General features: G+C 63.4%; 23 protein-coding genes, 1 tRNA gene and 1 pseudogene. 16 read left to right on the top strand and 9 right to left on the bottom strand.

The genetic code is table 11. The features are described from left to right. Nucleotides 1–131 precede the first annotated feature (131 nt). Nucleotides 132–305 (bottom strand): PA1571 family protein, encoded by a 174-nt coding sequence (locus tag ACVWZT_RS00615; RefSeq protein ID WP_296234540.1) that lies wholly within the window; start codon nt 303–305, stop codon nt 132–134. 212 nt (nt 306–517) lie between these two features. Between ACVWZT_RS00615 and ACVWZT_RS00610 the strand changes: the two genes are divergently transcribed. From ACVWZT_RS00610 to ACVWZT_RS00600, 3 genes and pseudogenes are all read left to right on the top strand, one after another. Then, a complete protein-coding gene (locus ACVWZT_RS00610) occupies nt 518–2,281 on the top strand; it encodes an ABC transporter transmembrane domain-containing protein (protein ID WP_457467668.1) in 1,764 nt (587 codons plus the stop codon). A gap of 168 nt (nt 2,282–2,449) precedes the next feature. Further along, nucleotides 2,450–3,133: pseudogene (locus ACVWZT_RS00605) on the top strand (methyl-accepting chemotaxis protein); the annotation flags it as partial. Between the two features lie 165 nt (nt 3,134–3,298). Further along, nucleotides 3,299–4,066, top strand: a complete 768-nt coding sequence (locus tag ACVWZT_RS00600; RefSeq protein WP_457471991.1) for a methyl-accepting chemotaxis protein — start codon at nt 3,299–3,301, stop codon at nt 4,064–4,066. Between the two features lie 93 nt (nt 4,067–4,159). Here ACVWZT_RS00600 and ACVWZT_RS00595 read toward each other — a convergent pair. Together ACVWZT_RS00595 and ACVWZT_RS00590 are read right to left on the bottom strand one after the other, a co-directional pair. Continuing rightward, nucleotides 4,160–4,236 (bottom strand) — tRNA-Pro (locus tag ACVWZT_RS00595). 81 nt (nt 4,237–4,317) lie between these two features. Further along, nucleotides 4,318–4,539, bottom strand: coding sequence for a YgdI/YgdR family lipoprotein (locus tag ACVWZT_RS00590; RefSeq protein ID WP_296234543.1), 222 nt, complete (start codon nt 4,537–4,539; stop codon nt 4,318–4,320). A gap of 188 nt (nt 4,540–4,727) precedes the next feature. Between ACVWZT_RS00590 and moaB the strand changes: the two genes are divergently transcribed. Both moaB and ACVWZT_RS00580 read left to right on the top strand, forming a co-directional pair. After that, nucleotides 4,728–5,267 (top strand): molybdenum cofactor biosynthesis protein B, encoded by a 540-nt coding sequence (moaB, locus tag ACVWZT_RS00585; protein WP_296234545.1) that lies wholly within the window; start codon nt 4,728–4,730, stop codon nt 5,265–5,267. Nucleotides 5,268–5,289: 22 nt separating this feature from the next. Continuing rightward, nucleotides 5,290–6,477, top strand: coding sequence for a molybdopterin molybdotransferase MoeA (locus ACVWZT_RS00580; RefSeq protein ID WP_457471989.1), 1,188 nt, complete (start codon nt 5,290–5,292; stop codon nt 6,475–6,477). Here the strand turns inward: ACVWZT_RS00580 and ACVWZT_RS00575 are convergent. Continuing rightward, complete coding sequence (locus tag ACVWZT_RS00575) at nt 6,466–7,713, bottom strand: glycosyltransferase family 4 protein (protein WP_457467666.1); 1,248 nt, start codon at nt 7,711–7,713, stop codon at nt 6,466–6,468. The two genes, ACVWZT_RS00580 and ACVWZT_RS00575, sit on opposite strands and share 12 nt — an antisense overlap. Before the next feature lie 290 nt (nt 7,714–8,003). Between ACVWZT_RS00575 and yegS the strand changes: the two genes are divergently transcribed. Next, complete coding sequence (yegS, locus tag ACVWZT_RS00570) at nt 8,004–8,891, top strand: lipid kinase YegS (protein ID WP_457467664.1); 888 nt, start codon at nt 8,004–8,006, stop codon at nt 8,889–8,891. On the opposite strand, the gene ACVWZT_RS00565 is transcribed toward yegS, so the two are convergent. From ACVWZT_RS00565 to ACVWZT_RS00555, 3 genes are all read right to left on the bottom strand, one after another. Beyond that, nucleotides 8,875–9,534, bottom strand: coding sequence for a response regulator (locus tag ACVWZT_RS00565; protein WP_296234549.1), 660 nt, complete (start codon nt 9,532–9,534; stop codon nt 8,875–8,877). The two genes, yegS and ACVWZT_RS00565, sit on opposite strands and share 17 nt — an antisense overlap. Further along, nucleotides 9,524–10,420 carry a sensor histidine kinase gene (locus ACVWZT_RS00560; protein ID WP_457467662.1) on the bottom strand — a complete coding sequence of 299 codons (897 nt, stop codon included), beginning with the start codon at nt 10,418–10,420 and terminating at the stop codon, nt 9,524–9,526. Before ACVWZT_RS00560 ends, ACVWZT_RS00565 begins: the two co-directional genes overlap by 11 nt. A 354-nt stretch (nt 10,421–10,774) precedes the next feature. Then, nucleotides 10,775–11,287, bottom strand: a complete 513-nt coding sequence (locus ACVWZT_RS00555; RefSeq protein ID WP_296234552.1) for a histidine kinase — start codon at nt 11,285–11,287, stop codon at nt 10,775–10,777. Between the two features lie 349 nt (nt 11,288–11,636). Between ACVWZT_RS00555 and ACVWZT_RS00550 the strand changes: the two genes are divergently transcribed. Then, nucleotides 11,637–12,572: a chemotaxis protein CheV gene (locus tag ACVWZT_RS00550; RefSeq protein WP_296234554.1), complete on the top strand. Its 936-nt coding sequence runs from the start codon at nt 11,637–11,639 to the stop codon at nt 12,570–12,572. A 58-nt stretch (nt 12,573–12,630) separates the two neighbouring features. Further along, entirely contained in the window at nt 12,631–13,434 is an 804-nt protein-coding gene (locus tag ACVWZT_RS00545) for an MOSC domain-containing protein (RefSeq protein ID WP_457467659.1), read from the top strand. A gap of 66 nt (nt 13,435–13,500) precedes the next feature. Here the strand turns inward: ACVWZT_RS00545 and ACVWZT_RS00540 are convergent, their stop codons facing one another. Continuing rightward, nucleotides 13,501–15,426, bottom strand: a complete 1,926-nt coding sequence (locus tag ACVWZT_RS00540) for a transglycosylase SLT domain-containing protein (RefSeq protein WP_296234557.1) — start codon at nt 15,424–15,426, stop codon at nt 13,501–13,503. 221 nt (nt 15,427–15,647) lie between these two features. Here ACVWZT_RS00540 and ACVWZT_RS00535 point away from each other — a divergent pair, with 221 nt between their 5' ends. Next, complete coding sequence (locus ACVWZT_RS00535) at nt 15,648–17,576, top strand: ATP-binding cassette domain-containing protein (protein ID WP_296234558.1); 1,929 nt, start codon at nt 15,648–15,650, stop codon at nt 17,574–17,576. Nucleotides 17,577–17,693: 117 nt separating this feature from the next. Here the strand turns inward: ACVWZT_RS00535 and ACVWZT_RS00530 are convergent, their stop codons facing one another. After that, nucleotides 17,694–18,134 carry a universal stress protein gene (locus tag ACVWZT_RS00530; RefSeq protein ID WP_296230065.1) on the bottom strand — a complete coding sequence of 147 codons (441 nt, stop codon included), beginning with the start codon at nt 18,132–18,134 and terminating at the stop codon, nt 17,694–17,696. A gap of 110 nt (nt 18,135–18,244) precedes the next feature. On the opposite strand from ACVWZT_RS00530, the gene ACVWZT_RS00525 reads away from it, so the two are divergent. The 7 genes from ACVWZT_RS00525 to ACVWZT_RS00495 all read left to right on the top strand — a co-directional run bounded on the left by ACVWZT_RS00525 (nt 18,245) and on the right by ACVWZT_RS00495 (nt 26,493). Continuing rightward, complete coding sequence (locus ACVWZT_RS00525; RefSeq protein ID WP_296230193.1) at nt 18,245–18,682, top strand: hypothetical protein; 438 nt, start codon at nt 18,245–18,247, stop codon at nt 18,680–18,682. A gap of 530 nt (nt 18,683–19,212) precedes the next feature. Next, nucleotides 19,213–21,360 carry a fatty acid oxidation complex subunit alpha FadB gene (fadB, locus tag ACVWZT_RS00520; protein WP_457467656.1) on the top strand — a complete coding sequence of 716 codons (2,148 nt, stop codon included), beginning with the start codon at nt 19,213–19,215 and terminating at the stop codon, nt 21,358–21,360. A gap of 31 nt (nt 21,361–21,391) precedes the next feature. Then, a complete protein-coding gene (gene fadA, locus ACVWZT_RS00515) occupies nt 21,392–22,567 on the top strand; it encodes an acetyl-CoA C-acyltransferase FadA (protein ID WP_225777031.1) in 1,176 nt (391 codons plus the stop codon). 75 nt (nt 22,568–22,642) lie between these two features. Beyond that, nucleotides 22,643–22,894 carry a DUF1653 domain-containing protein gene (locus ACVWZT_RS00510; protein ID WP_296230068.1) on the top strand — a complete coding sequence of 84 codons (252 nt, stop codon included), beginning with the start codon at nt 22,643–22,645 and terminating at the stop codon, nt 22,892–22,894. 100 nt (nt 22,895–22,994) lie between these two features. Next, nucleotides 22,995–25,604: a type I DNA topoisomerase gene (topA, locus tag ACVWZT_RS00505; protein ID WP_457467653.1), complete on the top strand. Its 2,610-nt coding sequence runs from the start codon at nt 22,995–22,997 to the stop codon at nt 25,602–25,604. 89 nt (nt 25,605–25,693) lie between these two features. Beyond that, nucleotides 25,694–26,209 (top strand): DUF6586 family protein, encoded by a 516-nt coding sequence (locus ACVWZT_RS00500; RefSeq protein WP_457467652.1) that lies wholly within the window; start codon nt 25,694–25,696, stop codon nt 26,207–26,209. A gap of 50 nt (nt 26,210–26,259) precedes the next feature. Further along, complete coding sequence (locus ACVWZT_RS00495; RefSeq protein ID WP_004376430.1) at nt 26,260–26,493, top strand: hypothetical protein; 234 nt, start codon at nt 26,260–26,262, stop codon at nt 26,491–26,493. Nucleotides 26,494–26,523: the final 30 nt, after the last annotated feature.

Raw genomic sequence — 26,523 nt, 5'->3', positions numbered from 1 at the left:
CTGTTGAACGCTGCCCCTGCCCTCATTACCTGTGCGGTCGCTGTGGGCGCCGGTTCACACGCGAAGAGGCCGGTGCAGGATTCAGCCCAATAAAAACCCGGCGCAAGCGCCGGGTCACTGGGATTCGCCGATCAACCCTTGCGTACGCGCTCGCCCCGGCTTTCCTCCAGGGCCTTGCAGGCCTGCTGGATCATCTGCTCGGTGATCGGTACTTCGCGCCCCTGGGCGTCGATGATCGAGCCGCACACCTGCGCTGGCGGGGTGGGCCGGGGCTTCTGATTGTCGCTGCCATGCTGCAAGCTCATGTAGTGCCTCCTTATCAGGTTCAAGCTCAGGTTAACCCTGCGGCGTGACTGGCCTGTGACTCCAAGCGCAGCGCCACGGCAAAGACAGTCCAACAGAAACGGCGGTAAAGCTCCAGCGCCTGGTTAGACCAATGGGCTATAGCTACCTGGCGGGGCACCCCAGAGGCCGATGAGTGGTAGGCTGCGCATTCCCCGACATTTTGGTCACCGCCATGCCTGAACCGGTTTCCCCGCGCCAACGCCGCGCCTTGCGCCTGGGTTGGCAGTTCCTTCGCCCCTACCGTCGCCAGGTGCTGCTGGCGCTGCTTGCCCTGGTGATCACCGCAGCCATTACCCTGTCCATGGGGCAAGGCATCCGCCTGTTGGTCGACCAGGGTTTCATGACCCGCTCCGTGCACCAGCTCAACCAGACCATCGGCCTGTTCCTGTTGTTGGTGCTGGCCCTGGCCGTGGGCACCTTCAGCCGCTTCTACCTGGTGTCATGGATCGGCGAGCGTTGCGTGGCTGACATCCGCCGGGCCGTGTTCGACCACCTGCTCGGCTTGCACCCCGGGTTTTTCGAAGACAACCGCAGCTCGGAAATCCAGTCGCGGCTGACCGCCGACACCACGTTGCTGCAGTCGGTGATCGGTTCATCGCTGTCGATGTTCCTGCGCAACGCGCTGATGGTCGTCGGCGGCGTGGTATTGCTGTTTATCACCAACGCCAAGCTCACCAGCATCGTGGTCGTGGCCCTGCCGCTGGTGCTGGCGCCGATCCTGCTGTTTGGCCGACGGGTCCGCCGCCTGTCGCGGCAGAGCCAGGACCGCGTGGCCGACGTGGGCAGCTACGTGGCCGAGACCCTCGGGCAGATCAAGACCGTGCAGGCCTACAACCACCAGGCGCATGACCGCAGGCTGTTCGCCAGTACGGTGGAGGCGGCGTTCGCCGTGGCCCGGCAACGCATCGCCCAGCGTGCCTGGCTGATCACCCTGGTGATCGTCCTGGTACTGGGCGCGATGGGAGTGATGCTGTGGGTAGGCGGCATGGACGTGATCGCTGGGCGTATTTCCGCGGGCGAACTGGCCGCCTTCGTGTTCTACAGCCTGGTCGTCGGCAGTGCCTTCGGCACCCTCAGCGAAGTGATCGGCGAACTGCAGCGGGCGGCGGGCGCAGCCGAGCGCATCGCCGAACTGCTGGCGGCCAGCTCTGCGATCCTCGCGCCCAGCAAGGCACGTGTGCTGCCGCAGCAACGGGCCAGTGGCCGTATCGAGCTGCAGGAGCTGGTGTTCGCCTATCCGTCACGGCCATCGATCGCGGCTATCGATGGCCTCAGCCTGACCATCGAGCCGGGGCAGACCGTGGCGCTGGTCGGGCCCTCGGGGGCAGGCAAGTCGACCTTGTTCGACCTGTTGCTGCGCTTCTACGACCCCCAGCAAGGGCGCATCCTGCTCGACGGCGAGGCGATTACCGAACTGGACCCCGATCAACTGCGCCGGCAGTTCGCCCTGGTGGCACAAAACCCCTCGCTGTTTCGTGGCACGGTCGAGGCCAATATCCGCTATGGGCGGCCAGAGGCCACCCTGGCCGAGGTCGAGGCAGCGGCCCGCGGTGCCCATGCCGATGCCTTCATCCGGCAACTGCCGCAGGGTTATCAGACCCCATTGGGCGAGGGTGGCACCGGCCTGTCTGGCGGGCAGCGGCAACGCCTGGCCATCGCCCGGGCATTGCTGGTCGATGCGCCGGTCCTGTTGCTGGACGAAGCCACCAGCGCCCTCGACGCGCAAAGTGAACACTTGATCCAGCAGGCGCTGCCCAGGCTGATGGCCGGGCGCACCACCGTGGTGATCGCTCACCGCCTGGCCACGGTGCAACATGCCGACCGTATCGCCGTCATCGACAAGGGCAAGCTGGTGGCGGTGGGAACGCATCGCCAGTTGATCGAGCACAGCCCGCTCTATGCGCGGCTGGCGGCGTTGCAGTTCACTGCGGGCTAGCTTGTCGTAGCCCTGTAACATTTCTGTAGTATTTGCCTGAGAGTATCTGCCTCGACTGTTGCGTGCTTGACCTGGCTGCCATTGCTTGATGGCAGCCTTTTTTTGGCCTGCCAGTAACCGGGGCTGCGTTGGCCGCCCCAGCCTTCCCCCTGGTTCTCGAGACCCAAGATGTTGCGTAAATCGCTCAGAGTGCAAATTCTCTCGCTGCTCGGCGGCAGCCTGTTGGCCATGCTGCTGATCGCCCTGGTGTGTTTTCAGTTTCTCTCGTCCAGCGTGCGCGGCTATGCCGAGCTGGTTGACGGGCCGCTGCGGGCCTCGCAATTGATCGACGAAGCCAACCTGCAGTTCAAGATCCAGGTGCAGGAATGGAAAAACGTGTTGTTGCGTGGGCGCCAACCCGCTGACATGGACAAGTACTGGCAGCAGTTCCAGGCCCGCGAGCAGCAGGTGCAGCAACTGCTCGGGCAATTGATCGAGAGCAGCGACGCGCGCCTCAAGGCACCGTTGCAGCAACTGCGTGACAGCCACCGGCAGCTTGGCCAGGCGTATGCACAGGGCCGCCAGGCATTCCTGGCGACGGGTGGCGACCCGGTTGCCGCCGACCAGGCGGTCAAGGGGGTGGACCGTGCCGCCAGCGAGCAGATGAGCGAGCTGGTCGAGCAATTGCGCGCCGATGCCCGCCAGCGTGCCGTCAGCCTCAGTGCTGGCGCCGAACGTACGGTATGGCTGGGCCTGTTGGTGATGCTTGCCTCGGCGGTGCTGGTGGGGCTGCTCAGCTTGTGGCTGGTCAACCGCAGCCTGATCGAGCCGATTCGCCAGTTGATAGAATATGTGGCACAGCTCAGCCAGGGCCGCTTTGTGGCGCGGGTGGACAGCCGCCGCGAGGATGAACTGGGGCGGCTGGCGCGGGCAGCCAATACCTTGCGCGATTTCCTCGCTGATACCGTCGGCCGCCTGCAGGACAACGCCCAGGAGCTGGAAGGTGCCAGCGGCCAGTTGCGCAGCATCGCCAGCGACATGGCCCGCGGCACCCACGACCAGTTCCAGCGCACCGATCAGGTGGCCACGGCCATGCATGAGATGTCTGCCACCGCCCAGGAGGTCGCGCGCCACGCAGCCGAGGCGGCGCGGGCAGCGGACGACGCCGACCACAGTGCACAGGCGGGCGAGCAGGTGATGCAGCAGACCATCGACATCATTGGCGTGGTCAACCGCGAAATTGCGGGCACGGCGGCGGTGATTCGCGACCTGGAGCATGACAGCACGCGCATAGGCAAAGTGCTTGAGGTGATCCGTGGCATAGCCGAACAGACCAACCTGCTGGCGCTCAACGCCGCCATCGAGGCGGCCCGCGCCGGCGAAGCCGGCCGTGGTTTCGCCGTGGTCGCCGATGAGGTGCGCAGCCTGGCCCAGCGCACAGCGGCGTCGATCGCCGAGATTCACCAGATCATCGAAGCGGTGCAGTCCGGGGCCGTGGAAGCGGTCAAGGCCATCGAAAGCGGCCGGCAGCGCAGCGAGGAGGGCGCCGCACAGGTGCAGCAGGCAGGCCATATGCTGCAGCGCATCACCCTGGCAGTGGAGGCCATCCGCGACATGAACCGGCAGATCGCCACGGCGGCGGAAGAACAGACCAGCGTGGCCGAAGACATTTCGCGCAACCTGATCGAGATCACCCGCATCGCCACAGCCAACCAGGAGGCGGTACAGCATACCGAACAGGCGGGGCAGCGCCTGCATGGCTTGTCGGGACAGCTGGGTGAAGTCACCTCGCGCCTCACTGCCTGACGTTTCCGCCTTCATGCGGTCCTTGCCCAAGCGGGGACCGGTTCTCGGACACAACAAAAAGCCCGCACGATGGCGGGCTTTCTGATCAGGATTTGGTCGGAGAGACAGGATTCGAACCTGCGGCCTTCTCGTCCCGAACGAGACGCGCTACCTGGCTGCGCTACACTCCGATGAAAGAAATCCTACTGCATCCAGTTTTTGCACGCAACCCCTTGTTGTTAAAAGGGCGTTTGCAAAAAAGCGAGCTGCAATCAGAGCTCTTTCACAGTGCGGACCTGGTCCTTGTTGAGGCGGGTGCGCTTGCCATCCAGCTGCTCGAATTCGTAGAAACCGGAGTCTTCATCGAATTTCGGGGTATCGGTGGCCTGGATTTCGCGGCCGTCGTTCAGGGTAATGACGGTCGGCGATGCGCAGCCAGCGAGGGCGCCCAGGCCCAAGGCGAGCAGAAAGGCGGGTAGGGTCCGTTGAATCATCGTGTTTCTCCAGTGCGATGGTGCTAGATGACATTAAGACGCAGGGCGTCCACGCAAGTTCCGTCTACAGTGCAGCATAGCGGCTCAGCCAAGGCATTGACCAAGCGCAAGGCCCAAGGGCGTCACGCTGAGTTGGTCGCATGCTGTGTTATAACTGCGGCCATCCCATCTTCTTGTGACGGACTTCCATGAAAGCCAAGGCAGATACCCCCTTCGTGCCGCTGAACATCGCCGTGCTCACGGTCAGCGACACCCGTACCTTCGACACCGATACCTCCGGCCAGCTGTTCGTCGACCGGCTGGCCGCGGCCGGCCACCGTCTGGCCGAGCGTGTGCTGTTGAAAGACGATCTGTACAAGATCCGCGCCCAGGTCGCAACCTGGATTGCCGACGACCGCGTGCAGGTGGTGCTGATTACCGGCGGGACCGGCTTTACCGGGCGTGACAGCACGCCTGAAGCCGTGGCCTGCCTGCTGGACAAGCAGGTGGAAGGTTTCGGCGAGCTGTTCCGGCAGATTTCCGTGGCTGATATTGGCACGTCCACCGTGCAGTCGCGCGCGCTCGCCGGGCTGGCCAACGGTACCCTGGTGTGCTGCCTGCCAGGCTCGACCAATGCGGTGCGCACTGGTTGGGACGGTATCCTCGCGGAACAGCTGGATGCTCGCCATCGCCCGTGCAATTTCGTCGCCCACCTGAAACAGGCAGCCGCCTGTGACAGCCGTGGCTGAGGCCAGCCCGGCCCGGCCACTGATGCCGGTGGAACAGGCCCTGGAACAATTGCTGGCATTGGCCGAAGCGGCGCCGATTCGCGATACCGAGCGCCTGCCGCTGGCCGAGGCCGAGGGCCGTGTGCTGGCCAGCGACCTGGTGGCCGCGCTCGACCTGCCGTCCTGGCCGAACAGCGCCATGGACGGTTATGCCCTGCGCCTGGCTGATTGGCAGGGTGAGCCGTTGGCGGTCAGCCAGCGGATCTTCGCCGGCCATGCGCCGCAACCACTGCAACCTGGTACCTGTGCGCGGATCTTCACCGGAGCGCCGCTGCCTGAAGGAGCCGACTGCGTCGAGATGCAGGAAAACACCGCAGCGGCGGACCAAGACCGGGTACGCTTTCTCGCACCGTTGAAAACCGGGCAGAACATTCGCCCCCAAGGCCAGGAAGCCCGCAAGGGCGAGCAGGTGATGAGCGCTGGCACCCGACTGGGGCCGATCGAGCTGGGCCTGGCTGCCAGCCTCGGCCACGAGCGCCTGGAGGTGGTGCGCAAGGTGCGGGTGGCTGTGCTGTCCACCGGTGACGAACTGGTCGAGCCTGGCCTGCCGCTGGGCCCGGGGCAGATCTACAACAGCAACCGCCGGCTACTGGTGAGCTGGTTGCAGCGGCTGGGCTGCGCTGTGCTCGATGCGGGCATCCTGCCGGATGACCTGGCGCGGACCCGCGCCTGCCTGGCCCGGCTGGGCGATGTCGACCTGATCCTGTCCACCGGTGGTGTTTCTGTAGGCGAGGCCGACTACCTCGGTGCCGCCCTGCGCGAAGCCGGTGAGCTGGCCCTGTGGAAGCTGGCAATCAAGCCCGGCAAGCCGCTGACCTTCGGCCACTTCCAAGGTGTGCCGGTGATCGGTCTGCCGGGTAACCCGGCGTCGACCCTGGTCACCTTCGGCTTGCTGGCCCGGCCCTACCTGTTGCGCCGCCAGGGCGTGGCCGAGGTCACGCCGCTACGTTTCGACGTGCCAGCGGGCTTCGACTGGCCCAGGCCCGGCACCCGCCGGGAATACCTGCGTGCCCGCATCGAGCAGGGCCAGGTACGCATCTACAAGAACCAGAGCTCTGGCGTGCTGCGCAGTGCGGCCTGGGCCGATGGGTTGGTGGAGGTGCGTGAAGGCAGCACGCCGAAGCAGGGCGATAGCGTGCCGTTCATCCCGTTCAGCGAGCTACTTGGTTGAGCGACCCAGCCAGGCACTGGTTGGCGCCGCGGCTTCGGCCGGTGCCGCCTGGGCCAGGCGCATGTGCACATTTTCCAGTTGCTGCGCGGCTACCCGCCAGTCGTGGCGCTGGCGGGCGAACTGGCGCCCGGCATCGCTCAACTGGCTCATGCGCCAGGGCTGGTTGAGCAGTTGGGTGATCAACAGCACCAGCTGGTCGCCTTCGTCACTGCCCAGGTAGTGCTCACCGTTGTTCACCGCCAGGCCTGAAACGCCTTTGCCCGTGGTGATGACGGGCAGGCCGGCGGCCATCGCTTCGAGGATCTTCACCTTGGAGCCACCGGCATAACGCAACGGCGCAAAGAACAGTGCCGAACGCCGCTGCAGCTCACGCAGGTCGGGGCGGTAGCCGAACCATTCGATGCGCGGGTCGTTCCAGTGCAGTTTCCAGCTGGCCGGCATGGCATGCCCGGCGATTGCCAGGCGAACCGCCGGGTTGCTCAGCCACACCTGCGGCATGATCTCTTCCAGCGCCCATTCGATCGCCTCGAGGTTGGCGCCGTACTCGAAATTGCCGACGAACAGCAGGCGCTGGCTGTGCAGCGCGGGCTGCACGTGCTGGTAGAAATCGCAGTCCACACCATTGACCACCACGTTCACCGGGCGCCCGCTGATCTGTGCGATCAGTTCGGCATCGTGGCTGCTGACCGCTACCAGTTCGGTGGGCTGGCGCAATACCCGCTGCTCCCAGCGCCGGTAGCGCCAGCGGTCGAAGGCGTTGAATGGGCGCAGCCACAGCGGCAGGCGATCGTGACTGGTGCCACCCATCACTGACTCCAGCGTGTGCTCGCTGAGCATGTAGGGTAACCGGCGTGCCTGCAGGGCTTTCTCGAAGGGCTGAAAGCTGTAGCTGTGTTCGATCTGGATCACGTCCCAGGGCTCGTCCAGCAATTGCTCGAAACGGTGCCGCAGGCAGGGCGCCAGGCCATTGATGATCGCCCGCATCGGGTAGTCGATGATGGGCGAGGCCAGCAGGTTCAGTGGGCTGTGCAAGGGCCGCCGGGGTAGCACGATCAGGCGTTCGAGCAGTGCTTCCAGGGCTTCGCGGGCCGCATCGTCGAGGGGGATTTTCGATTGCACCAGCAGGGTGATGCTGTGGCCCCGCTGGGCCATTGCGCGCAGCAGATGGTATTGCCGGGTCTTGCTGCCGCTGGTGGTCGGCCAGGGCAGGTAAGGCAGCGTCCAGAGAATGCGCATGACCCGGAGTCCTCGCTGAAGGCCGCGGAATGAGTGGGCGTGCGCCGCAGAGGGCACGTCCTTGGCCAAGGGTGCCACAGGCGCAGGTGCGCAGGCGTCAAACGGGCGACGGAGCTGGAAAACATCCGCGCCTGGGTCAAAAACCTGTCGCATGCATTAGCAGAGCATAGTCGGGCATTGCCGGATGTTGAAAAAATACCCGGTTCAGGCGATCAATTGCACAGGGGCATGCAACGATCGGCACTCGTCGAGGGTCGAGATCTGGGTGGGTCCATCCTGGAGGGGCGTAGATGCAAGGGCGCAAGGCAATGTTGATCCTGCACGGCAAGCAGGCGATGAACGAAGACGTGCGCAGCGCCGTGCACGGCCTGCGAGACAGCGGCTGGGTGCTGGATGTGCGGGTTACCTGGGAGGCCGGTGACGCCCAGCGCCTGGTCAACGAGGCGCTGGGTGCCGGTTACAGCCATATCGTTGCAGGGGGCGGGGACGGCACGCTGCGCGATGTCGCCGAAGCCATGGGGCTGGCGGGTACCGAGGCCAGCCTGGCGTTGCTGCCGCTGGGCACGGCCAACGATTTTGCCAAGGCTGCCGGCATCCCCCAGGAGACCGCCACGGCGCTGGCCTTGCTGAACGTTCCTGCCCAGCCTGTCGACCTGGGGCAGGCCGGCGAGCAGCTGTTTCTCAACATGGCCACCGGCGGTTTCGGCAGCCAGGTCACGGCCAACACCTCCGAAGACCTGAAGAAGGTGCTGGGCGCTGCCGCCTACCTGTTCACCGGGCTGTCGCGGTTCAGCGAGCTGCAGGCGGCTTCGGTGACGTTGCATGGGCCAGGCTTCGACTGGCAGGGGGACCTGCTGGCGCTGGGTATCGGCAATGGCCGCCAGGCGGGGGGCGGGCAGGTGCTGTGCCCCGACGCAGTGGTCAATGACGGTTTGCTCGACATCGCCATCCTGCCGGCACCCCAGGAAGTGGTGGGGACCCTGCGTGACCTGTTGGCCGGGGACGGCCTGTTCGTCCGGGCCAGGCTGCCCTGGGTCGAGATCAAGTGCTCGCAGGGGCTGGACATCAACCTTGATGGTGAACCGGTGCAGGCCCACTCCCTGCGCTTCCAGGCCAGGCCCGCAGCACTGCGCCTGCACCTGCCCGTCGGGTCGCCGTTGCTCAGTCGTCCAGGCTGATGATCTTCTCGCGTACGGCGAACAGCACCAGCCCGGCCACGTCATGAATCTGCAGGCGTTTCATGATTTGCGAACGGTGGGTTTCCACCGTCTTGATCGACAGGCCAAGGCCAGCGGCAATTTCCCGGGTCGATTTGCCGCGCACGATAAGGCGCAGGATCTCCAGTTGCCGCGCGGTCAGGCTATGCCGCTCGGCAGAGGGTTGCTTGCCCTGCCTGACGTGTTGCAGTGCCTGATTGATGACCGTATGGGCGATGGCCGGGCTGAGGTAGCGTTCGCCGTTGCGCACCGCCGCCAGGGCCTGTTCCAGTTCGGTGGCGCTGGCGTCCTTGAGCAGGTAGCCGTGGGCGCCGCTTTCCAGGGCGCGCATGATCAGGTCCGGGTCGGTGTGCATCGACAGGATCAGCACTTTGCAGGGGTTGCCGCTGGTGCGCAGTTGGGTGAGCGCATCCAGGCCGCTGGTCGAGCGCATGGAGATGTCCAGCAGGACGATATCCGGCGCCAGCATGCGCACCCTTTCCAGTAACTGACTGCCGTCGTCCGCTTCGCCGATGACGTCATACCCGGGAATGTCGCCGACCAGGGCGCGCACCCCGGCGCGGATCAGCGAGTGGTCGTCTACCAGCAGCAGTCTACAGGTCATCAGTAGCAGTGCTCCTGGCGCGTTGCTGAGTACGTGGTGGCCAGGGGAACACCGCCTCGATGTGAGTGCCCTGGCCGGGCTGGCTGGTGACGGCGAGGCTGCCTTGCAGTGCGGTCACGCGCTCCTGCATGCCGGCCAGGCCGCGCTGGCCGGCCTCGGCCGGGTCCCTGGCGGGTACGAAGCCGCGGCCGTCGTCGCGGATCGACAACGCTAGCCCCTCGGGGGTGCGTTGCAGGCCGATCACCAGGTTGCGTGCCTGGGCATGGCGCAGCATGTTGGTCACCGCTTCCTGGGTAATGCGGAATACTGCCATGGTCACGGCCTCGTCGATGCCGCCCAGGCGCTGGTTGCACGCCAGGCTCCAGTGCACGCCGCTGTTGGCCAGGGTACGTACCAGGTGCGCCCGCAAGCTGGCTTCCAGGCCAAGGCTGGCCAACTGCCGCGGGTTGAGCAGGGCCGACACATTGCGCACGTTGCCCAAGGTGTCATCCAGCGTGCTGCGCAGGGCGTCGCAGTGGCCCTGCAACTCGTCGGGCATGCGCCGCTGCAACCATTGCAACTGCAGCTTGGCAGCGGTGAGCAACTGGCCGATGTCGTCATGCAGTTCCCGGCTCAGGTGCTGACGCTCGTCTTCCTGGACCTTGAGCATGCGCTCGGCCAGCTCCGCCGGGCGCAGGCTGATCGAGCCGGCACCCAGGCCCAATTGCACGGCAGTGCCCAGTGTGGCTGCCAGCTGGAGCACCAGCAGGCTCACCGGGATCGCCTGGCTACTCAGGTAAAACGCTAGGTTGGCGACCAGCGAGGCCACGCACAGCCCGACTGTTGCCCAGCGCAGCAGGGCGGCGCGGGAGTGGCAGCGCAAAGGAGTCATCAAGCGTGCGAGCATAGGTAGGGAAGCCACTGAAGTATTGCTGATGGAGGGCGTTGCACAATGCTGGTCAGGAGCTTTGGCGCAGTTACTTTCGATGTTTTGTCGAACACATGAACTTGCAATCTTTCAACAGCTTGCAAGTGTTCATGGCTGCGCATATTACCACTTCGCATTGCAGCGGTCGCGGCTGGGTAACGCTTTGCAGTACCTGCTGGTCGGGTATTGTCGGGTGGCAAAGTGCTAGCCGTTTTGCCACGTCATACATGACTTGCGCGGCAGGGGGTCACCCTGGCTCCGCCAACTTCCTGCGCTTTCCCAAGTTCGCCTTGTCAGGTTTGGTGAGCGTGCCCAGTTGCACTTCACGTCGGTTCAGTACCCCGGCGATGGACCGCCGGTGTGCGTGTCGTCTGCCGCCTCGGTAGGCGGGTGGATGCACACGCGGCCCTGTTCATCGCAATACGTGCACGTTTGCGCGAACGGTTGCTGCACGACCTTGGCCAGCTCACCCAGCAACACCAGCTGCTCGCCGATGTCCAGGTTAAGTCGGCCGGTAAATGGGTCGACCAGTTCCAGTTGCCATGCAAGCAGGGTCAGGCACGCCCCTACCGCCGGCAAGGCTTCGCGCTGCAGGCAGCCGCCGTGACAGGCCGGGGCAAGCAGCTGTTGCAGGGCAGTCGTGTAATGGGCGACTTCACGCAAGCCCAGGTGCATGGCTTGCCGGGCCAAGGTATCGAGCGCGTTGTCGAGGCCGCGGCACGCATCCGGGTCGTTTTCGATCAGGTCCAGATGCTGCAGGCACTCCTGCGCCTGGGTCAGCAGTACCTGCGCGTCCAGAAGAAACCTCTGCAGCGCATCATCGAACGATAAGGCACTGTCCTTCATGATGCCCCCGCGCGTGGGACGTGTGCAGAGGACGGGCGCGCCGAAACGATAGCTAGCAAAAGCCTGACTCCATTCATGCAGTGAGAATGGCGTCACATTAATGGCTAAAGGATAGCGCGAACATCAGGTTGCACCCGATTGCCGCTAAGGGTTTCCCTGATGCATGGCTAAGGTAAGGAACTTTTGCCGAGCGGCTGGTTCGCGGTGGCTGTGCCCGCAGTAAAGCATGATGGTAAAGTGATATCAATTATCTTCGCGGCATTTTCCAGCAAGGGTCAAGCTGGGCCTGAAGCCGCCGATACAGGGTGGATGATTTCTATTTTTCCGACTCAAGCCTGGGGGTTTTCCAATGGCCGGCATTCTCGACACGGTAGACCAACGCACGCAACTGGTGGGTGAGAACCGCCTGGAAATCCTGATGTTTCGCCTGGCCGGTCGCCAGCTGTTTGCGATCAACGTGTTCAAGGTCCAGGAAGTACTTCAGTTACCCAAACTGACCTTGATGCCCCAGCGTCATGCGTTCGTCTGCGGTGTGGTCAACCTGCGTGGCCAGACCCTGCCGGTGATCGACCTGTCCCAGGCAATTGGCATGCGCCCGCTGCAGCCGGGGCCCGACAGTACCATCATCGTGACGGAGTACAACCGCTCGGTGCAAGCCTTCCTGGTGGGCGGTGTGGACCGGATCGTCAACATGAACTGGGAAGCCATCATGCCGCCGCCGACCAGTGCCGGGCGCCAGCATTACCTGACTGCCATCACCAAGGTCGACGACAAGCTGGTCGAAGTGATCGACGTGGAGAAGGTGCTGGCCGAGATCGTGCCCTACAACGCCAGGGTGTCTGGCGACAAACTCGCGGACCCGGTTCTGGCCCGGGCGCGCGGCCGCGAAGTGCTGCTGGTGGATGATTCCAGCGTGGCCCTGGCGCAGTTGCGCGACACCCTGTCCCAGCTGGGGGTGAAACTGCACGTGGCCAGTGACGGCCTCAAGGCGCTGCGCATGCTCAAGGGCTGGGCCGATGCCGGCGAGGATGTCTGTGAGAAACTGCTGATGATCTTTACCGACGCCGAAATGCCGGAAATGGACGGCTACCGGCTGACCACCGAGATTCGTGGCGATGCCCGTTTGCGTCGTCTCTACGTGGTGTTGCATACCTCGTTGTCGGGCAGCTTCAACGAATCGATGGTGAAGAAAGTGGGCTGCGACAACTTCCTGTCCAAGTTCCAGCCTGATCGCCTGGTCGACGTGGTCAAGCAGCGCCTGTTGCTGGATACCGCCACTGCGTGATCGCCGGCCCCATGCCGGTATAAGCTTGGCGTTTTGGACATGACGCAAGGCGGCAGGGATGTTTCTCAGTGAGCTGTATCGGTACCCGGTGAAGTCCGCGCAGGCGCAACGCCTGCAGGCTTCAGCGGTGGGGTTGTTGGGCCTGCAGGGCGATCGGCGCTGGATGGTGGTGGAGGAGGAGAACGGACGCTTCCTCACCCAGCGCGCCTGGCCACAGCTTGGCCAGATCAGGGCGAGCGATGACGACAGTGGCCAGTTGCTGCTCCAGGCGCCGGGGCAGCCAGCGTTGTCGGTGCCGGTACCGTCAGCCGACGATGCGCTGCGCGGCGTGACCCTCTGGCGCGACACCTTGCGCGTGCCGGATGCGGGCGATGCGGCGGCGGCCTGGCTAAGCGAGCTGCTGGGCAAGGCCGTGCGCCTGGTGCACTGCCCCGAGCAGCGCGCGCGTTATCTGCCCAATGGCTATGGCTTGAACAGTGACCGAGCGGCATTTCCAGACGGTTTTCCCTTGTTGCTGATCGGCCAGGGCTCGCTGGATGAGCTCAGCCGGCGTATCGGTCGGCCGATGGAGATACTGCGCTTTCGGCCCAACCTGGTGGTGCAGGGAACGGCACCCTTTGCCGAGGATGGCTGGAAACGGATTCGTATCGGCAGCCTGGAATTTCGCGTGCTCAAGCCCAGTGTGCGCTGCATCTTCACCACCATCGACCCGTCGACTGGCGAACGCAGTGCTGACCGCGAGCCGATGGCCACGCTCAGGACGTTCCGAGAGCGGGAGGGGGATGTGTTGTTCGGGCAGAACCTGGCGGTGGATGGCAGCGGCCAGCTTGAAGTAGGGATGGAAGTCGAAATCCTGGAATGACGGGTTGCCTGCACCGGCCGCGACGTGGGTCTACACGCGAAGAGGCCGGTGCTGTTTCAGCGTCCCTCACATGTCGTCAAAGTACCGCTCATGCCAGTCCACCAACGGCTGCGGCGAGTTGAGCTTCTGCCCGTAGATCACCGAATACGACAACACGTTCTGTACATACTGGCGGGTCTCGTCGAACGGGATGGACTCCACCCACACATCGAAACTGAGGTGCTTGGCACCTTTGAGCCACTGCCGCACTCGCCCTGGCCCGGCATTGTAGGCCGCCGAGGCGAGCACCCGGTTGCCGTTGAACTGGCTGTGCACCTGGCTCAGGTAGGCGGCGCCGAGCTGGATATTCTTGTCCGGGTTGAGCACCTGGGCCGGCGATGCCAGGGGGATGCTGAACTTGCGCGCGGTTTCCTTGGCGGTGGCCGGCATCAACTGCATCAGGCCGCTGGCGCCCACCGGGGAGCGTGCATCCTCCATGAAGGCGCTCTCCTGGCGGGTAATGGCGAATACCCAGCTCGAGTGCAGGCCGCGGACCTTGGCCTCACGCACCAGGGTGTCACGGTGGGCCATCGGGAAGCGGATGTCGAGGTCGTCCCAGTATTGCGCCTGGCTGATGGTGCGAATGGCCGGGAAATACCAGCGCAGGTCGTAGCCAAGGCGCGCCTGGGCGACCATTTCGTCACGGCTGAAATGGCGGCTGACGTGATACCACTCGCGGCGGCCTTCGACGATCTGGCCGCGGGCATGGAACTCCAGGGCGCGGCGGATGCCCGGGGTGTTGCGCACCTTGTTGACCAGTTGCGGGCTGAGCACCAGCGGCTTGTTGTTCAGCTGGTAGGGCGTCTGTGCCCGGTCGGCGGCAAGGAAGCCATAGAAGTCGCGCTCGCGCGCCACGCTCTTGTACAGCAGCGGGATTTGCGGGTTGTTCGGCTGCGCCAGTTCCAGGCTGCGGGCCTGCCAGTATTTCCAGCGGCTGCTGCTGGCCAGGTCCTGCGGCAAGCGCCTGGTCAGTTCGTAGGCGTCTTCCCAACGGCCCAGGCGCAGCAGCAGGCGCAGGCGCCACTCGCTGACGGTGTTGTCGCGCAGCTCCGGGTCGTAGCGGGTCATCAGGTCGAGTGCGCGCGGGTCGTAGCGACGGGCCAGGGTCAAGCCGATTTCGCGGGCGATGGCCACCTTCTCGTCGCGCGAAAAATGCATGCGCCGGGCGTAGTCGTCGAGCAGCGCCATGGCCCGCTCCGGGTCCTGCCGGGCCAGGCGGCGCAGGCCGAGGCTGACCACGTCGGACATGGCTTCGGTGGCCGGGGTGAAGCGCGATGGCTGATTGAGCAGTTCGGGCTTTTGCGCCACGTCGACCAGCAGACGCCCCTGCGGGCCGAGAGTGGGCAGGGTCTGGACCAGGTTGTTGGCCAGGCTGTAGTTGCGCGCCTGGGCCGCCAGCTTGGCGCGCTGCCAGCGCTTGGCTTCGGTCAGCTGGCCTTCGGCTGCCCACATTGCGAACAGCGTGTCGCAGGTGGCCGGCTGCGATTTGCCGACGTTCCACAGTTTTTCAGCTGTGGCGAAGCCTTCGGCGCGCAGGCCATGGCTGAGCTGGTACTGGCCGTTGAGGCAGTCCAGTTCGGTGAAGTTGAGTTTGGGGTCGTAGTACTTGACGAAGGTGTTCCAGTCGCCGCGTTCGGCCAGCCAGCGCAGCCAGCGCAGTTTCATCCAGTTGGCCTGGGGCAGGTCGCCGTGCTTGGCGAGGAAGTCTTCGATTTCCTGGTTACTGGCGCTTTTCAGGCGGGCGGTGAGCTCGTCATAGGCCAGGTAGGGTGTCAGCGGGTAGTCGCTGAGGGCCTGGGCATAGCGCAGGTATGGGCCCTTGTCGCCCTTGGCCAGCGCGCGCTTGGCCTCATCATAGTACTGGCGTTGCAGGGTAAGGTCGGCAGCCTGCGCCGCGCAGGTGGCGGCAGTCAGCAGCAGGCAGGATGCAATATGTAACAGGCGGCTGCGCATGATACGTCCGGGCAGTTGAACCATGGGGAAGTGACGGCGGAGCCAGCACTGTTGGAAGCTATTGCCTTAGCTTAGCTGTTTGCCGGCGGCGGGTGAAAGCACTGTGCTTGTATCGGGATATTAAGTTTGACCAGATGTCGCCAAACCCTCCTCCGCCGGCCAGGCAGATGCCGACCGGGGCCAAGTCAGGTAGAATGCGCGCCCGATTTATGGAGACCAACATGACCCTGCTCAAATTCAGCGATGTGTCCCTTGCATTCGGCGCCATGCCGCTGCTGGACCACGTGTCCTGGCAGATCGCTCGTGGCGAGCGGGTGTGCATCATCGGCCGCAACGGCACCGGCAAGTCAAGCATGCTGCGCCTGGTCAAGGGCGAGCAGAAGGGCGACGACGGCGAGATCTGGCGTGCCCCTGGGCTGAAGATCGGCGAGCTGCCACAGGAGCTACCGGTGGCCGACGAGCGCACGGTGTTCGACGTGGTGGCCGCGGGCCTGGATGGCGTCGGCGAATTGCTGGCGCAGTTCCATCACCTGAGCCTGAATATCCAGGGAGACGAGGACCTGGAAAAACTCATGCACGTCCAGCACGAGCTGGAAGCCCGTGACGGCTGGCGCCTGCAGCAGGTGGTAGAAAGCACCCTCAGCCGCTTGCAGCTGCCGGCCGACAAGACCCTGGCCGAGTTGTCCGGTGGCTGGCGGCGCCGCGTGCTGCTGGCCCAGGCGCTGGTTTCGGAGCCCGACCTGCTGCTGCTTGACGAGCCGACCAACCATCTGGATATCGGTGCCATCGCCTGGCTCGAAGAGGCCCTGCGCGGCTTCAACGGCGCGGTGTTGTTCATCACCCACGACCGTTCCTTCCTGCAAAACCTGGCCACGCGCATCCTCGAACTGGACCGTGGTGGCCTGATCGACTGGAACGGTGACTATGCCAGTTTCCTGGTGCACAAGGAGGCCGCGCTGGCCGCCGAGGAAACCGCCAATGCGCTGTTCGACAAGCGCCTGGCCCAGGAAGAGGTGTGGATCCGCCAGGGCATCAAGGCCCGTCGTACTCGCAACGAAGGCCGTGTACGTGCGCTGAAGGCGCTGCGCGTGGAGCGCAGCGAGCGCCGCGAACGTCAGGGCAAGGCCAACATCCAGATCGAGGCGGCGGAGAAGTCCGGCAAGCAGGTAATGGTGCTGGAGAACGTCAGCTTCCATCATCCGGACGGGCCGATGCTGGTGAAGGATTTTTCCATGGTCCTGCAGCGCGAGGACCGCATCGGCCTGCTGGGAGCCAACGGTACCGGCAAGACCACCTTGCTCAAGCTGATGCTCGGCGACCTGCAGCCGACCTCCGGCAAGGTCGAGCGCGGCACCAAGCTGGAAGTGGCCTATTTCGACCAGATGCGCCACCAGCTGGACTTGGAAAAGACAGTGATCGACAACCTGGCCGAAGGCCGTGACTTCATCGAGATCGATGGCCAGAACCGCCATGTACTGAGCTACCTGGGCGACTTCCTGTTCAGCCCGCAGCGTGCCCGTACGCCGGTCAAGGCGTTGTCCGGTGGTGAGCGGGCCCGGCTGTTGCTGGCCAAGTTGTTCAGCAAGCCGGCCAACCTGTTGGTGCTGGACGAACCGACCAACGACCTGGACGTGGAAACCCTCGAGCTGCTCGAAGAGGTGCTGTCCAACTACAAGGGTACCGTGCTGATGGTCAGCCACGACCGGGCCTTCCTCGACAACGTCGTCACCAGTACCCTGGTGTTCGAGGGCGAGGGCAAGGTGCGCGAATACGTGGGCGGCTATGAAGACTGGATCCGCCAGGGTGGTTCGCCGAAGCTGCTGGGGGTGACGGAGAGCAAGGGCGGCAAGTCCGAGCTCAACAGCGCGGTGGTCGAGAAGGTCGAGGCCGAGCCAGCACCGCTGGCGGTTGCTGCGGCGGCCGACAGTTCGAAGAAGAAGCTCAGTTACAAGCTGCAGCGTGAGCTGGAAATGCTGCCTGGGCAGATCGACGAGCTGGAGCGGCGCATGGCCGAAGCTCAGGAAGAGGTGAATGCGGCGGGCTTCTACCAGCGACCGATTGCGGAAACCTCGGCAGTGCTGGCGAAGCTGGAGCAGATGCAGGGTGAGTTGGATGCCTTGGTAGAACGCTGGGCTGAGCTGGAAGGTTGATCGGTTTTTAGTCTGTACTGGCCACTTCGCGGGGCAAGCCCGCTCCTACAGGTACCAAGCAATGTGCGGTACCTGTAGGAGCGGGCTTGCCCCGCGAAAAGGCCGGCACAGGCTAAATCATTCCTTCTTCTGCAACCGCACTGCCAGCACGTCGCACGGCGCGCCGTGCAGCACGTCATTGGCGGTAGACCCGAGCAACAACGCCAGGCCATGCCGGCCGTGGCTGCCGACCACGATCAGGTCGCATTTCTGATCCTTGGCCAGCTGGTGGATTTCCTGGCGCGGCTGGCCATAGGTCAGGTGCGAGTCGCCGCGGTTGATGTTTGGGTATTTGTTGAACAACCGCTCCATGCGTTCCTTGGCTTGGTCGAACTGCTGCTGTTGCAATTGCGACAGGTCCATAGGCACGTCACCGCCGAACGCCATGGCCATCGGCTCGACGATATGTACCAGCGACACCTTGGCATTCGACGGTGCCGCCAGCGCCATGGCGCGTTTGATCACCGGGTCGCATTCTTCGGTCAGGTCGACGGCGACCAGAAGATGTTCGTAGGACATGAGCGGAACTCCTGACAATCGCGATAGAAGAAGTATGGTCGCTTTCGGGCGGGTCTTCCGTGAAAAATGGCCAACCGGCTCATTTGCAACGTTTTATGAGAACTACTGATATGACGGTATTGCTGGTGGTGTCAATCCTTGCGCTGATTCTCAGCCCGCTTTCCTGGCTGCGCACCTCGCGCAAGCAGAATGAGCAGATGAAGCTGCGCCTGGAGGCACGGCGCATGGGCCTGGCCATGCAGCTGGCGCCGCAGCAGTGGCCGCACTGGCTGGAAAGGCAGCCGCCAAGCCCGTGCCCGCAATACCACCGGGCGCGCCGTCGCGGGCATGAGGACAGCTTCAGCTTCTGGCAGGTCAGCCCCGGGGTGTGGTGGAACCAGTGGCGAGAACCCTGTGAGGACCCGCGCTTCATGGAGCCCCTGGCGCGTTTGCCGGCCAGCGTCTACAAGGTCGAAGCCGATGCGCGGATGATCGCGCTGTACTGGACCGAGCGGGGTGATACGGCTGTGTTGCAGGATGTTGCCTACGTCCTCGAAACCCTGGCCTGAGACCTGGCTGCACGGCGCCTCGTCCAAGAGCATGCGGCGCTTTTTGAACCTCCATGACGACAAAGCGGCGGCTTGGCATACCCTGAAGGGGTGGGGTGCCAAGTCGCCGCTTTGCGTTCTGCTGCGCAGAAAGGCCAGGCAGGCCGGGTATCTTCGAGCAAGTGGCAGTGTAGCTGCCATGGATCGCCGTGCAAGTTAAAAAACGCAAGCGTTTTCCCATCGTTCGTGGTCAATCGCTGACATGAATGGTCAGCGATCACTGTCATCATGTTTTGTACCTGGGCGATACAAAATGACTGGAAAGTCGCGTTTTAGCCCCGCACGGGAGCATTTGACAACGTCGATCTTTTCGGAGAATGTGTGCACACCCAAATCAAACGGGCGTATGAATTGAGCGTTTGTATGTCACCACGCCAAGCCATACTTCCGACTAGCGCGCTGACGGGTGTGCCTGGGGCAGGGCAGCTAGGCCTGCTTTTGCTGCAGCGATCGGCGTGTACGTTCAGCTTCCATATCGTGGAGATCAGTTGATGATTTACGAAGGTAAAGCCATCACGGTTAAGGCTCTTGAAAGTGGCATCGTCGAGCTCAAGTTCGACCTCAAGGGTGAGTCCGTCAACAAGTTCAACCGCCTGACCCTGAACGAGCTTCGCCAGGCTGTCGATGCCATCCAGGCCGACGCCTCGGTCAAGGGCGTGATCGTCAGCAGTGGCAAGGACGTGTTCATCGTCGGCGCCGACATCACCGAGTTCGTCGACAACTTCAAGCTGCCCGAGGCCGAACTGGTCGCCGGCAACCTGGAAGCCAACCGCATCTTCAACGCCTTCGAAGACCTCGAAGTGCCGACCGTCGCGGCCATCAACGGCATCGCCCTGGGCGGTGGCCTGGAAATGTGCCTGGCCGCCGACTACCGGGTCATGTCCAGCAGCGCCAAGATCGGCCTGCCGGAAGTCAAGCTGGGGATCTACCCGGGCTTCGGCGGTACCGTGCGCCTGCCGCGTCTGATCGGTTCGGACAATGCCATCGAGTGGATCGCCGCCGGCAAGGAAAACCGCGCCGAAGACGCCCTCAAGGTGGGCGCGGTCGATGCCGTGGTCGCCCCTGAGCTGCTCATGGCCGGTGCCCTCGACCTGATCAAGCGTGCCATCAGCGGTGAGCTGGACTACAAGGCCAAGCGCCAGCCCAAGCTGGAAAAGCTCAAGCTCAACGCCATCGAGCAGATGATGGCCTTCGAGACCGCCAAAGGCTTCGTTGCCGGCCAGGCTGGCCCGAACTACCCAGCTCCGGTCGAAGCCATCAAGACCATCCAGAAGGCGGCCAATTTCGGCCGTGACAAGGCCCTGGAAGTGGAAGCCGCAGGCTTTGCCAAGCTGGCCCGGACCTCGGTCGCCGAGAGCCTGGTCGGCCTGTTCCTGAACGACCAGGAACTCAAGCGCAAGGCCAAGGCACATGACGAGATCGCCCGCGACGTGAAGCAGGCCGCGGTGCTCGGCGCCGGCATCATGGGCGGCGGCATCGCCTACCAGTCGGCGGTCAAGGGCACGCCGATCCTGATGAAGGACATCCGCGAGGAAGCCATCCAGCTGGGCCTGAACGAGGCCTCCAAGCTGCTCGGCAACCGCGTCGAGAAAGGCCGTTTGACCCCGGCCAAGATGGCCGAGGCACTCAACGCCATTCGCCCGACCCTGTCCTATGGCGACTTCGCCAACGTCGACATCGTCGTCGAGGCGGTGGTCGAGAACCCGAAGGTCAAGCAGGCCGTGCTGGCGGAAGTGGAAAGCCAGGTGAAAGACGATGCGATCCTCGCCTCGAACACCTCCACCATTTCCATCAACCTGCTGGCCAAGGCGCTCAAGCGCCCGGAGAACTTTGTCGGCATGCACTTCTTCAACCCGGTGCACATGATGCCGCTGGTGGAGGTGATCCGTGGCGAGAAGTCCAGTGAAGTGGCCGTCGCCACCACAGTGGCCTATGCCAAGAAAATGGGCAAGAACCCTATCGTGGTCAACGACTGCCCTGGCTTCCTGGTCAATCGCGTGCTGTTCCCGTACTTCGGCGGTTTCGCCAAGCTGGTCAGCGCCGGTGTCGACTTCGTACGGATCGACAAGGTCATGGAGAAGTTCGGCTGGCCGATGGGCCCTGCCTACCTGATGGACGTGGTCGGCATCGACACCGGTCACCACGGCCGCGACGTGATGGCCGAAGGCTTCCCGGACCGCATGAAGGATGAGCGGCGCTCGGCCGTCGATGCCCTGTACGAGGCCAATCGCCTGGGCCAGAAGAATGGCAAAGGCTTCTACGCCTACGAAACCGACAAACGCGGCAAGCCGAAGAAGGTCGCCGACGCCAGCGTGCTCGACGTGCTCAAGCCGATCGTCTTCGAGCAGCGTGAAGTCAGCGACGAAGACATCATCAACTGGATGATGATCCCGCTGTGCCTGGAGACTGTGCGTTGCCTGGAAGACGGCATCGTCGAAACCGCAGCCGAAGCCGACATGGGCCTGGTCTATGGCATTGGTTTCCCTCCTTTCCGCGGTGGTGCGCTGCGCTACATCGACTCGATCGGTGTGGCCGAATTCGTCGCCCTGGCCGATCAGTATGCCGACCTGGGGCCGCTGTACCACCCGACCGCCAAGTTGCGTGAAATGGCCAAGAACGGCCAGCGCTTCTTCAACTGAGCGGTCAACGAGCTAGAGCGAGAGATTTGATATGAGCCTGAATCCAAGAGACGTGGTGATTGTCGACTTCGGTCGCACGCCAATGGGCCGCTCCAAGGGTGGCATGCACCGTAATACCCGCGCCGAAGACATGTCGGCGCACCTGATCAGCAAGCTGCTGGAACGCAACGACAAGGTCGACCCGAAAGAGGTCGAGGACGTGATCTGGGGCTGCGTCAACCAGACCCTGGAACAGGGCTGGAACATCGCCCGCATGGCCTCGCTGATGACCCAGATCCCGCATACCTCCGCAGCGCAGACCGTCAGCCGCCTGTGTGGCTCGTCGATGAGCGCGCTGCACACTGCCGCCCAGGCAATCATGACCGGTAACGGTGATGTGTTCGTGGTCGGTGGCGTCGAGCACATGGGCCACGTCAGCATGATGCATGGCGTGGATCCTAACCCGCACCTGTCCCTGCATGCGGCCAAGGCTTCCGGGATGATGGGCCTGACCGCTGAAATGCTCGGCAAGATGCACGGCATTACCCGTGAGCAGCAGGACCTGTTCGGCCTGCGTTCGCACCAGCTGGCCCACAAGGCTACGGTCGAAGGCAAGTTCAAGGACGAGATCATCCCGATGCAGGGCTATGACGAGAACGGCTTCCTCAAGGTTTTCGACTTCGACGAAACCATTCGCCCGGAAACCACCCTCGAAGGCCTGGCGGCGCTCAAGCCGGCGTTCAACCCGAAAGGCGGCACCGTCACTGCTGGTACCTCGTCGCAGATCACCGACGGTGCCTCGTGCATGATCGTCATGTCCGGGCAGCGCGCCATGGACCTGGGCATCCAGCCACTGGCGGTCATTCGCGCCATGGCGGTGGCTGGTGTCGACCCGGCGATCATGGGCTACGGCCCCGTGCCGTCGACCCAGAAAGCCCTCAAGCGCGCCGGCCTGACCATGGCCGACATCGACTTCATCGAACTCAACGAAGCCTTCGCTGCACAGGCCCTGCCAGTGCTGAAAGATTTGAAAGTGCTCGACAAGATGGATGAGAAGGTTAACCTGCACGGCGGCGCCATTGCCTTGGGCCACCCGTTCGGTTGCTCCGGGGCACGAATTTCCGGCACCCTGCTCAACGTCATGAAGCAGAATGGCGGTACCCTGGGGGTGGCGACCATGTGCGTGGGTCTCGGCCAAGGTATCACCACTGTCTTCGAACGCGTCTGATCGCGTTGGCGGACAGCGACCGGGGCCTTGTGCCCCGGTTTTGTTTTTTCAGGTTTTTTCAAGAGGGTGGGCAACATGCAGATACAACCAGGCATATACCGGCATTACAAAGGGCCTGAGTACCGTGTCTTCAGTGTTGCGCGGCACTCCGAAAGCGAAGAGTGGATGGTTTTCTACCAATGCCTGTATGGTGATTACAGCTTCTGGGTACGGCCCCTTTCGATGTTCGAGGAGTCCGTCGAGGTTGACGGGGAACAGGTGCCACGCTTTGCTTTGGTCAAGGCCGAAGAGGGGCTTCCCGGGCTGCTGGGCAAGTCGCAAGCGTGACAGTCCGAGCTTGACCTCACACTTTTGCCACTATATATAGCGGTGCCGCGTCTGGCACCTGACGCGTTTTTCATCTTCAGATTCAGGAATACTCCGATCCATGGGCAAATCGCTGGTCATTGTGGAATCCCCGGCCAAGGCCAAGACCATCAACAAGTATCTGGGCAACCAGTACGTGGTGAAGTCGAGTATCGGCCATATCCGAGACCTCCCCACCAGCGGTTCGGCCAGCGCCAGCAAAGAGCCGGCCGCCAAGCGTGGCAAGGCCGCGGGTGAGGCTCCGGCGCTGTCGCCGAAGGAAAAGGCCCGCCGCCAGCTGGTGGCACGCATGGGCGTCGACCCGGAGCACGGCTGGAAGGCCAAGTACGAGATCCTGCCCGGCAAGGAAAAGGTGATCGAAGAGCTGCGCCGTCTGGCCAAGGACGCCGACACCATCTATCTCGCAACCGACTTGGACCGCGAGGGGGAAGCCATTGCCTGGCACCTGCGCGAGGCCATCGGCGGCGACGATAACCGCTACAAGCGTGTGGTGTTCAACGAAATTACCAAGAAGGCCATCCAGGATGCCTTCTCGCAGCCGGGCGAGCTGGACATCGACCGGGTCAATGCCCAGCAGGCGCGGCGCTTCCTTGACCGTGTGGTCGGCTACATGGTTTCGCCGCTGCTGTGGGCCAAGATTGCCCGCGGCCTGTCCGCCGGCCGTGTGCAGTCGGTGGCGGTGAAGCTGGTGGTGGAGCGCGAGCGCGAGATCCGCGCGTTCATCCCGGAAGAGTACTGGGAAATCCACGCTGATCTCGGCACGGCCAAGAACGCCAAGGTGCGCTTCGAAGTGGCACGCGAGAAGGGCGAGGCCTTCAAGCCGCTGAACGAAGCCCAGGCCATGGCTGCGCTGGAAAAGCTCAAGGCCTCCAGCTACAGCGTGGTCAAGCGCGAAGACCGCCCGACCAGCAGCAAGCCGTCGGCACCGTTCATTACCTCCACCTTGCAGCAAGCGGCCAGCAACCGCCTGGGCTTCGGTGTGAAGAAGACCATGATGATGGCCCAGCGCTTGTACGAAGCGGGCTACATCACCTACATGCGTACCGACTCGACCAACCTGTCGGCCGACGCCCTGGACATGGCGCGCAGTTACATCGAACGTGAATTCGGCAAGCAGTACCTGCCGGAGGCGCCGCTGGTGTATGGCAGCAAGGAAGGCGCCCAAGAGGCGCACGAAGCAATTCGTCCTTCCGACGTCAACACCCACCCGAGCAAGCTCAGTGGCATGGAGCGCGACGCCGAGCGCCTTTACGAGCTGATCTGGCGTCAGTTCCTGGCCTGCCAGATGCCACCAGCGCAGTACCTGTCCACCAGCGTCACCGTGGCTGCCGGCGACTTCGAGCTGCGAGCCAAGGGCCGTATCCTCAAGTTCGACGGTTACACCCGAGTGCTGCCGCAGCAGAGCAAGCCGGGCGAAGACGACGTGTTGCCGGAAATGGTCCAGGGTGAAGCGCTGAAGCTCATCCAGATCGACCCGAGCCAGCATTTCACCAAGCCACCGGCGCGCTTCACCGAAGCCAGCCTGGTCAAGGAAATGGAGAAGCGCGGCATCGGTCGTCCATCGACCTACGCGGCGATCATCTCGACCATCCAGGACCGTGGTTATGTGACCCTGCACAACCGCCGCTTCTACTCGGAGAAGATGGGTGACATCGTCACCGAGCGGCTGTCGGAGAGTTTCTCCAACCTGATGGACTACGGCTTTACCGCCGACATGGAAGAGAACCTCGACGACGTGGCCCAGGGTGAGCGTGACTGGAAGAACGTGCTCGACGAGTTCTATGGCGACTTCAGCAAGAAGCTGCAGACTGCCGAGTCCAGCGAAGACGGCATGCGCGCCAACCAGCCGACCATGACCAACATTCCGTGCAAGGAATGTGGCCGCCCGATGATGATTCGTACTGCCTCGACCGGCGTGTTCCTCGGTTGCTCGGGCTACAGCCTGCCGCCGAAAGAGCGCTGCAAGGCCACCGTGAACCTGGTGCCGGGCGATGAGATTGCCGCCGACGACGAGGGTGAATCGGAATCCCGTGTGCTGCTGGGCAAGCACCGCTGCCCGATCTGCGCCACGGCGATGGACGCCTACCTGTTGGATGAGAAGCACAAGCTGCACATCTGCGGTAACAACCCGGATTGCGCCGGCTATGAGATCGAAGAAGGCAACTATCGCATCAAGGGCTACGAAGGGCCGAGCCTGGAATGTGACAAGTGCGGCAGCGAGATGCAGTTGAAAACTGGCCGTTTCGGCAAGTTCTTCGGTTGCACCAACCCGGCCTGCAAGAACACCCGCAAGCTGCTCAAGAGTGGTGAGGCGGCGCCACCGAAGATGGACAAGGTGGATATGCCTGAGCTCAAGTGCGAGAAGGTTGACGATACCTACGTGCTGCGTGATGGCGCTTCGGGGCTGTTCCTGGCTGCCAGCCAGTTCCCCAAGAACCGTGAGACGCGCGCTCCGCTGGTGCTGGAGATCGTGCCGCACAAGCACGAGATCGATCCGAAGTACCACTTCCTGTGCGATGCACCGCAGAAAGACCCGGATGGTCGCCCAGCGGTGATCCGTTACAGCCGCAAGACCAAGGAGCAGTACGTGCAATCCGAAGTCGATGGCAAGCCGACCGGCTGGAAGGCGTTCTACGACGGCAATGCGTGGAAGGTTGAAGACAAGCGCTGATCCTTGAGTGCTGTAATCGGGGCCGCTTTGCGGCCCCAATCATTTATGATGCAGCTATCCGCCTTGCAGCCTCATGGGAGGGCACCGAGATGGCCCAGGAACTCTATACCCGCACCAACCAGAAACTGTTCTTCGCTGGCCTCGCCCTGGAGTCCATGGCCAAGGCCGAACAAAGCCAGGCAATGAACGCCCAGGGCCTGGTCCAGGCTGAGCGCGAATCGGCGCTGTTTCACCTGTACGGCGCGCTGCTGGGGTTATGCCATGAGATTGGTGGCTTCTACCGCTTGCCTGTGGTTGCTACTGTCGAGCAAGCACTGGCTGACGACGCCCTGAACGGCATCGCTATCCCGGAAGTGGCCGAGCTGCTGGAGTTGGCGCGCCAGCGTGAAACCTGGCTGGCACAAATGCTCAGTGCTTATGCCGATTTGTTCCGACCACCGGTCGCGAAGAAAACACCAAAAACCGACGTTACCCAGCCGCTGATTCAGGCGGTCAATCTCGATGAGCCTGAGCATCCGGCGCTGTCACGCGCGGAACTGGAAACCTGGCGCAGCAACCTCAAAGGTCTTGTAAGACGTTTCCGTGACGCGTTGAGTGAGTGCTGATAGCCGCTACGGCTGGTACAATACTGGCCTTTCGCGGAGAACTGCCATTTATGTCTACGTCGTTTCTGGAAATTGTCGAGTTGCCTGATGGCCGCATCGAACTGCGTCGCGCCGAGGATGAGGGCTCTCTGGTAACCCTGGATTTTTCGGAAGACGCCAAGGCGTTCCTGCAGGGCCAGCATGTGGAAGTAGCCAAGGCCATGCTCAGTGTGGGCGTGCAGATGGCCGGTCGCCTGATGGATGGCGAGCTCGAACGTGATGAAGGGCCACGCGTGCTGCACTGACAGGCAGCAGGTGTCAGGTGTTTAGCTACA

It is taken from the genome of Pseudomonas sp. TE21394 (assembly GCF_054057835.1).
Note: the sequence above shows the minus strand (reverse complement) of the source record. Positions and strands in the feature narration are given on the sequence as shown.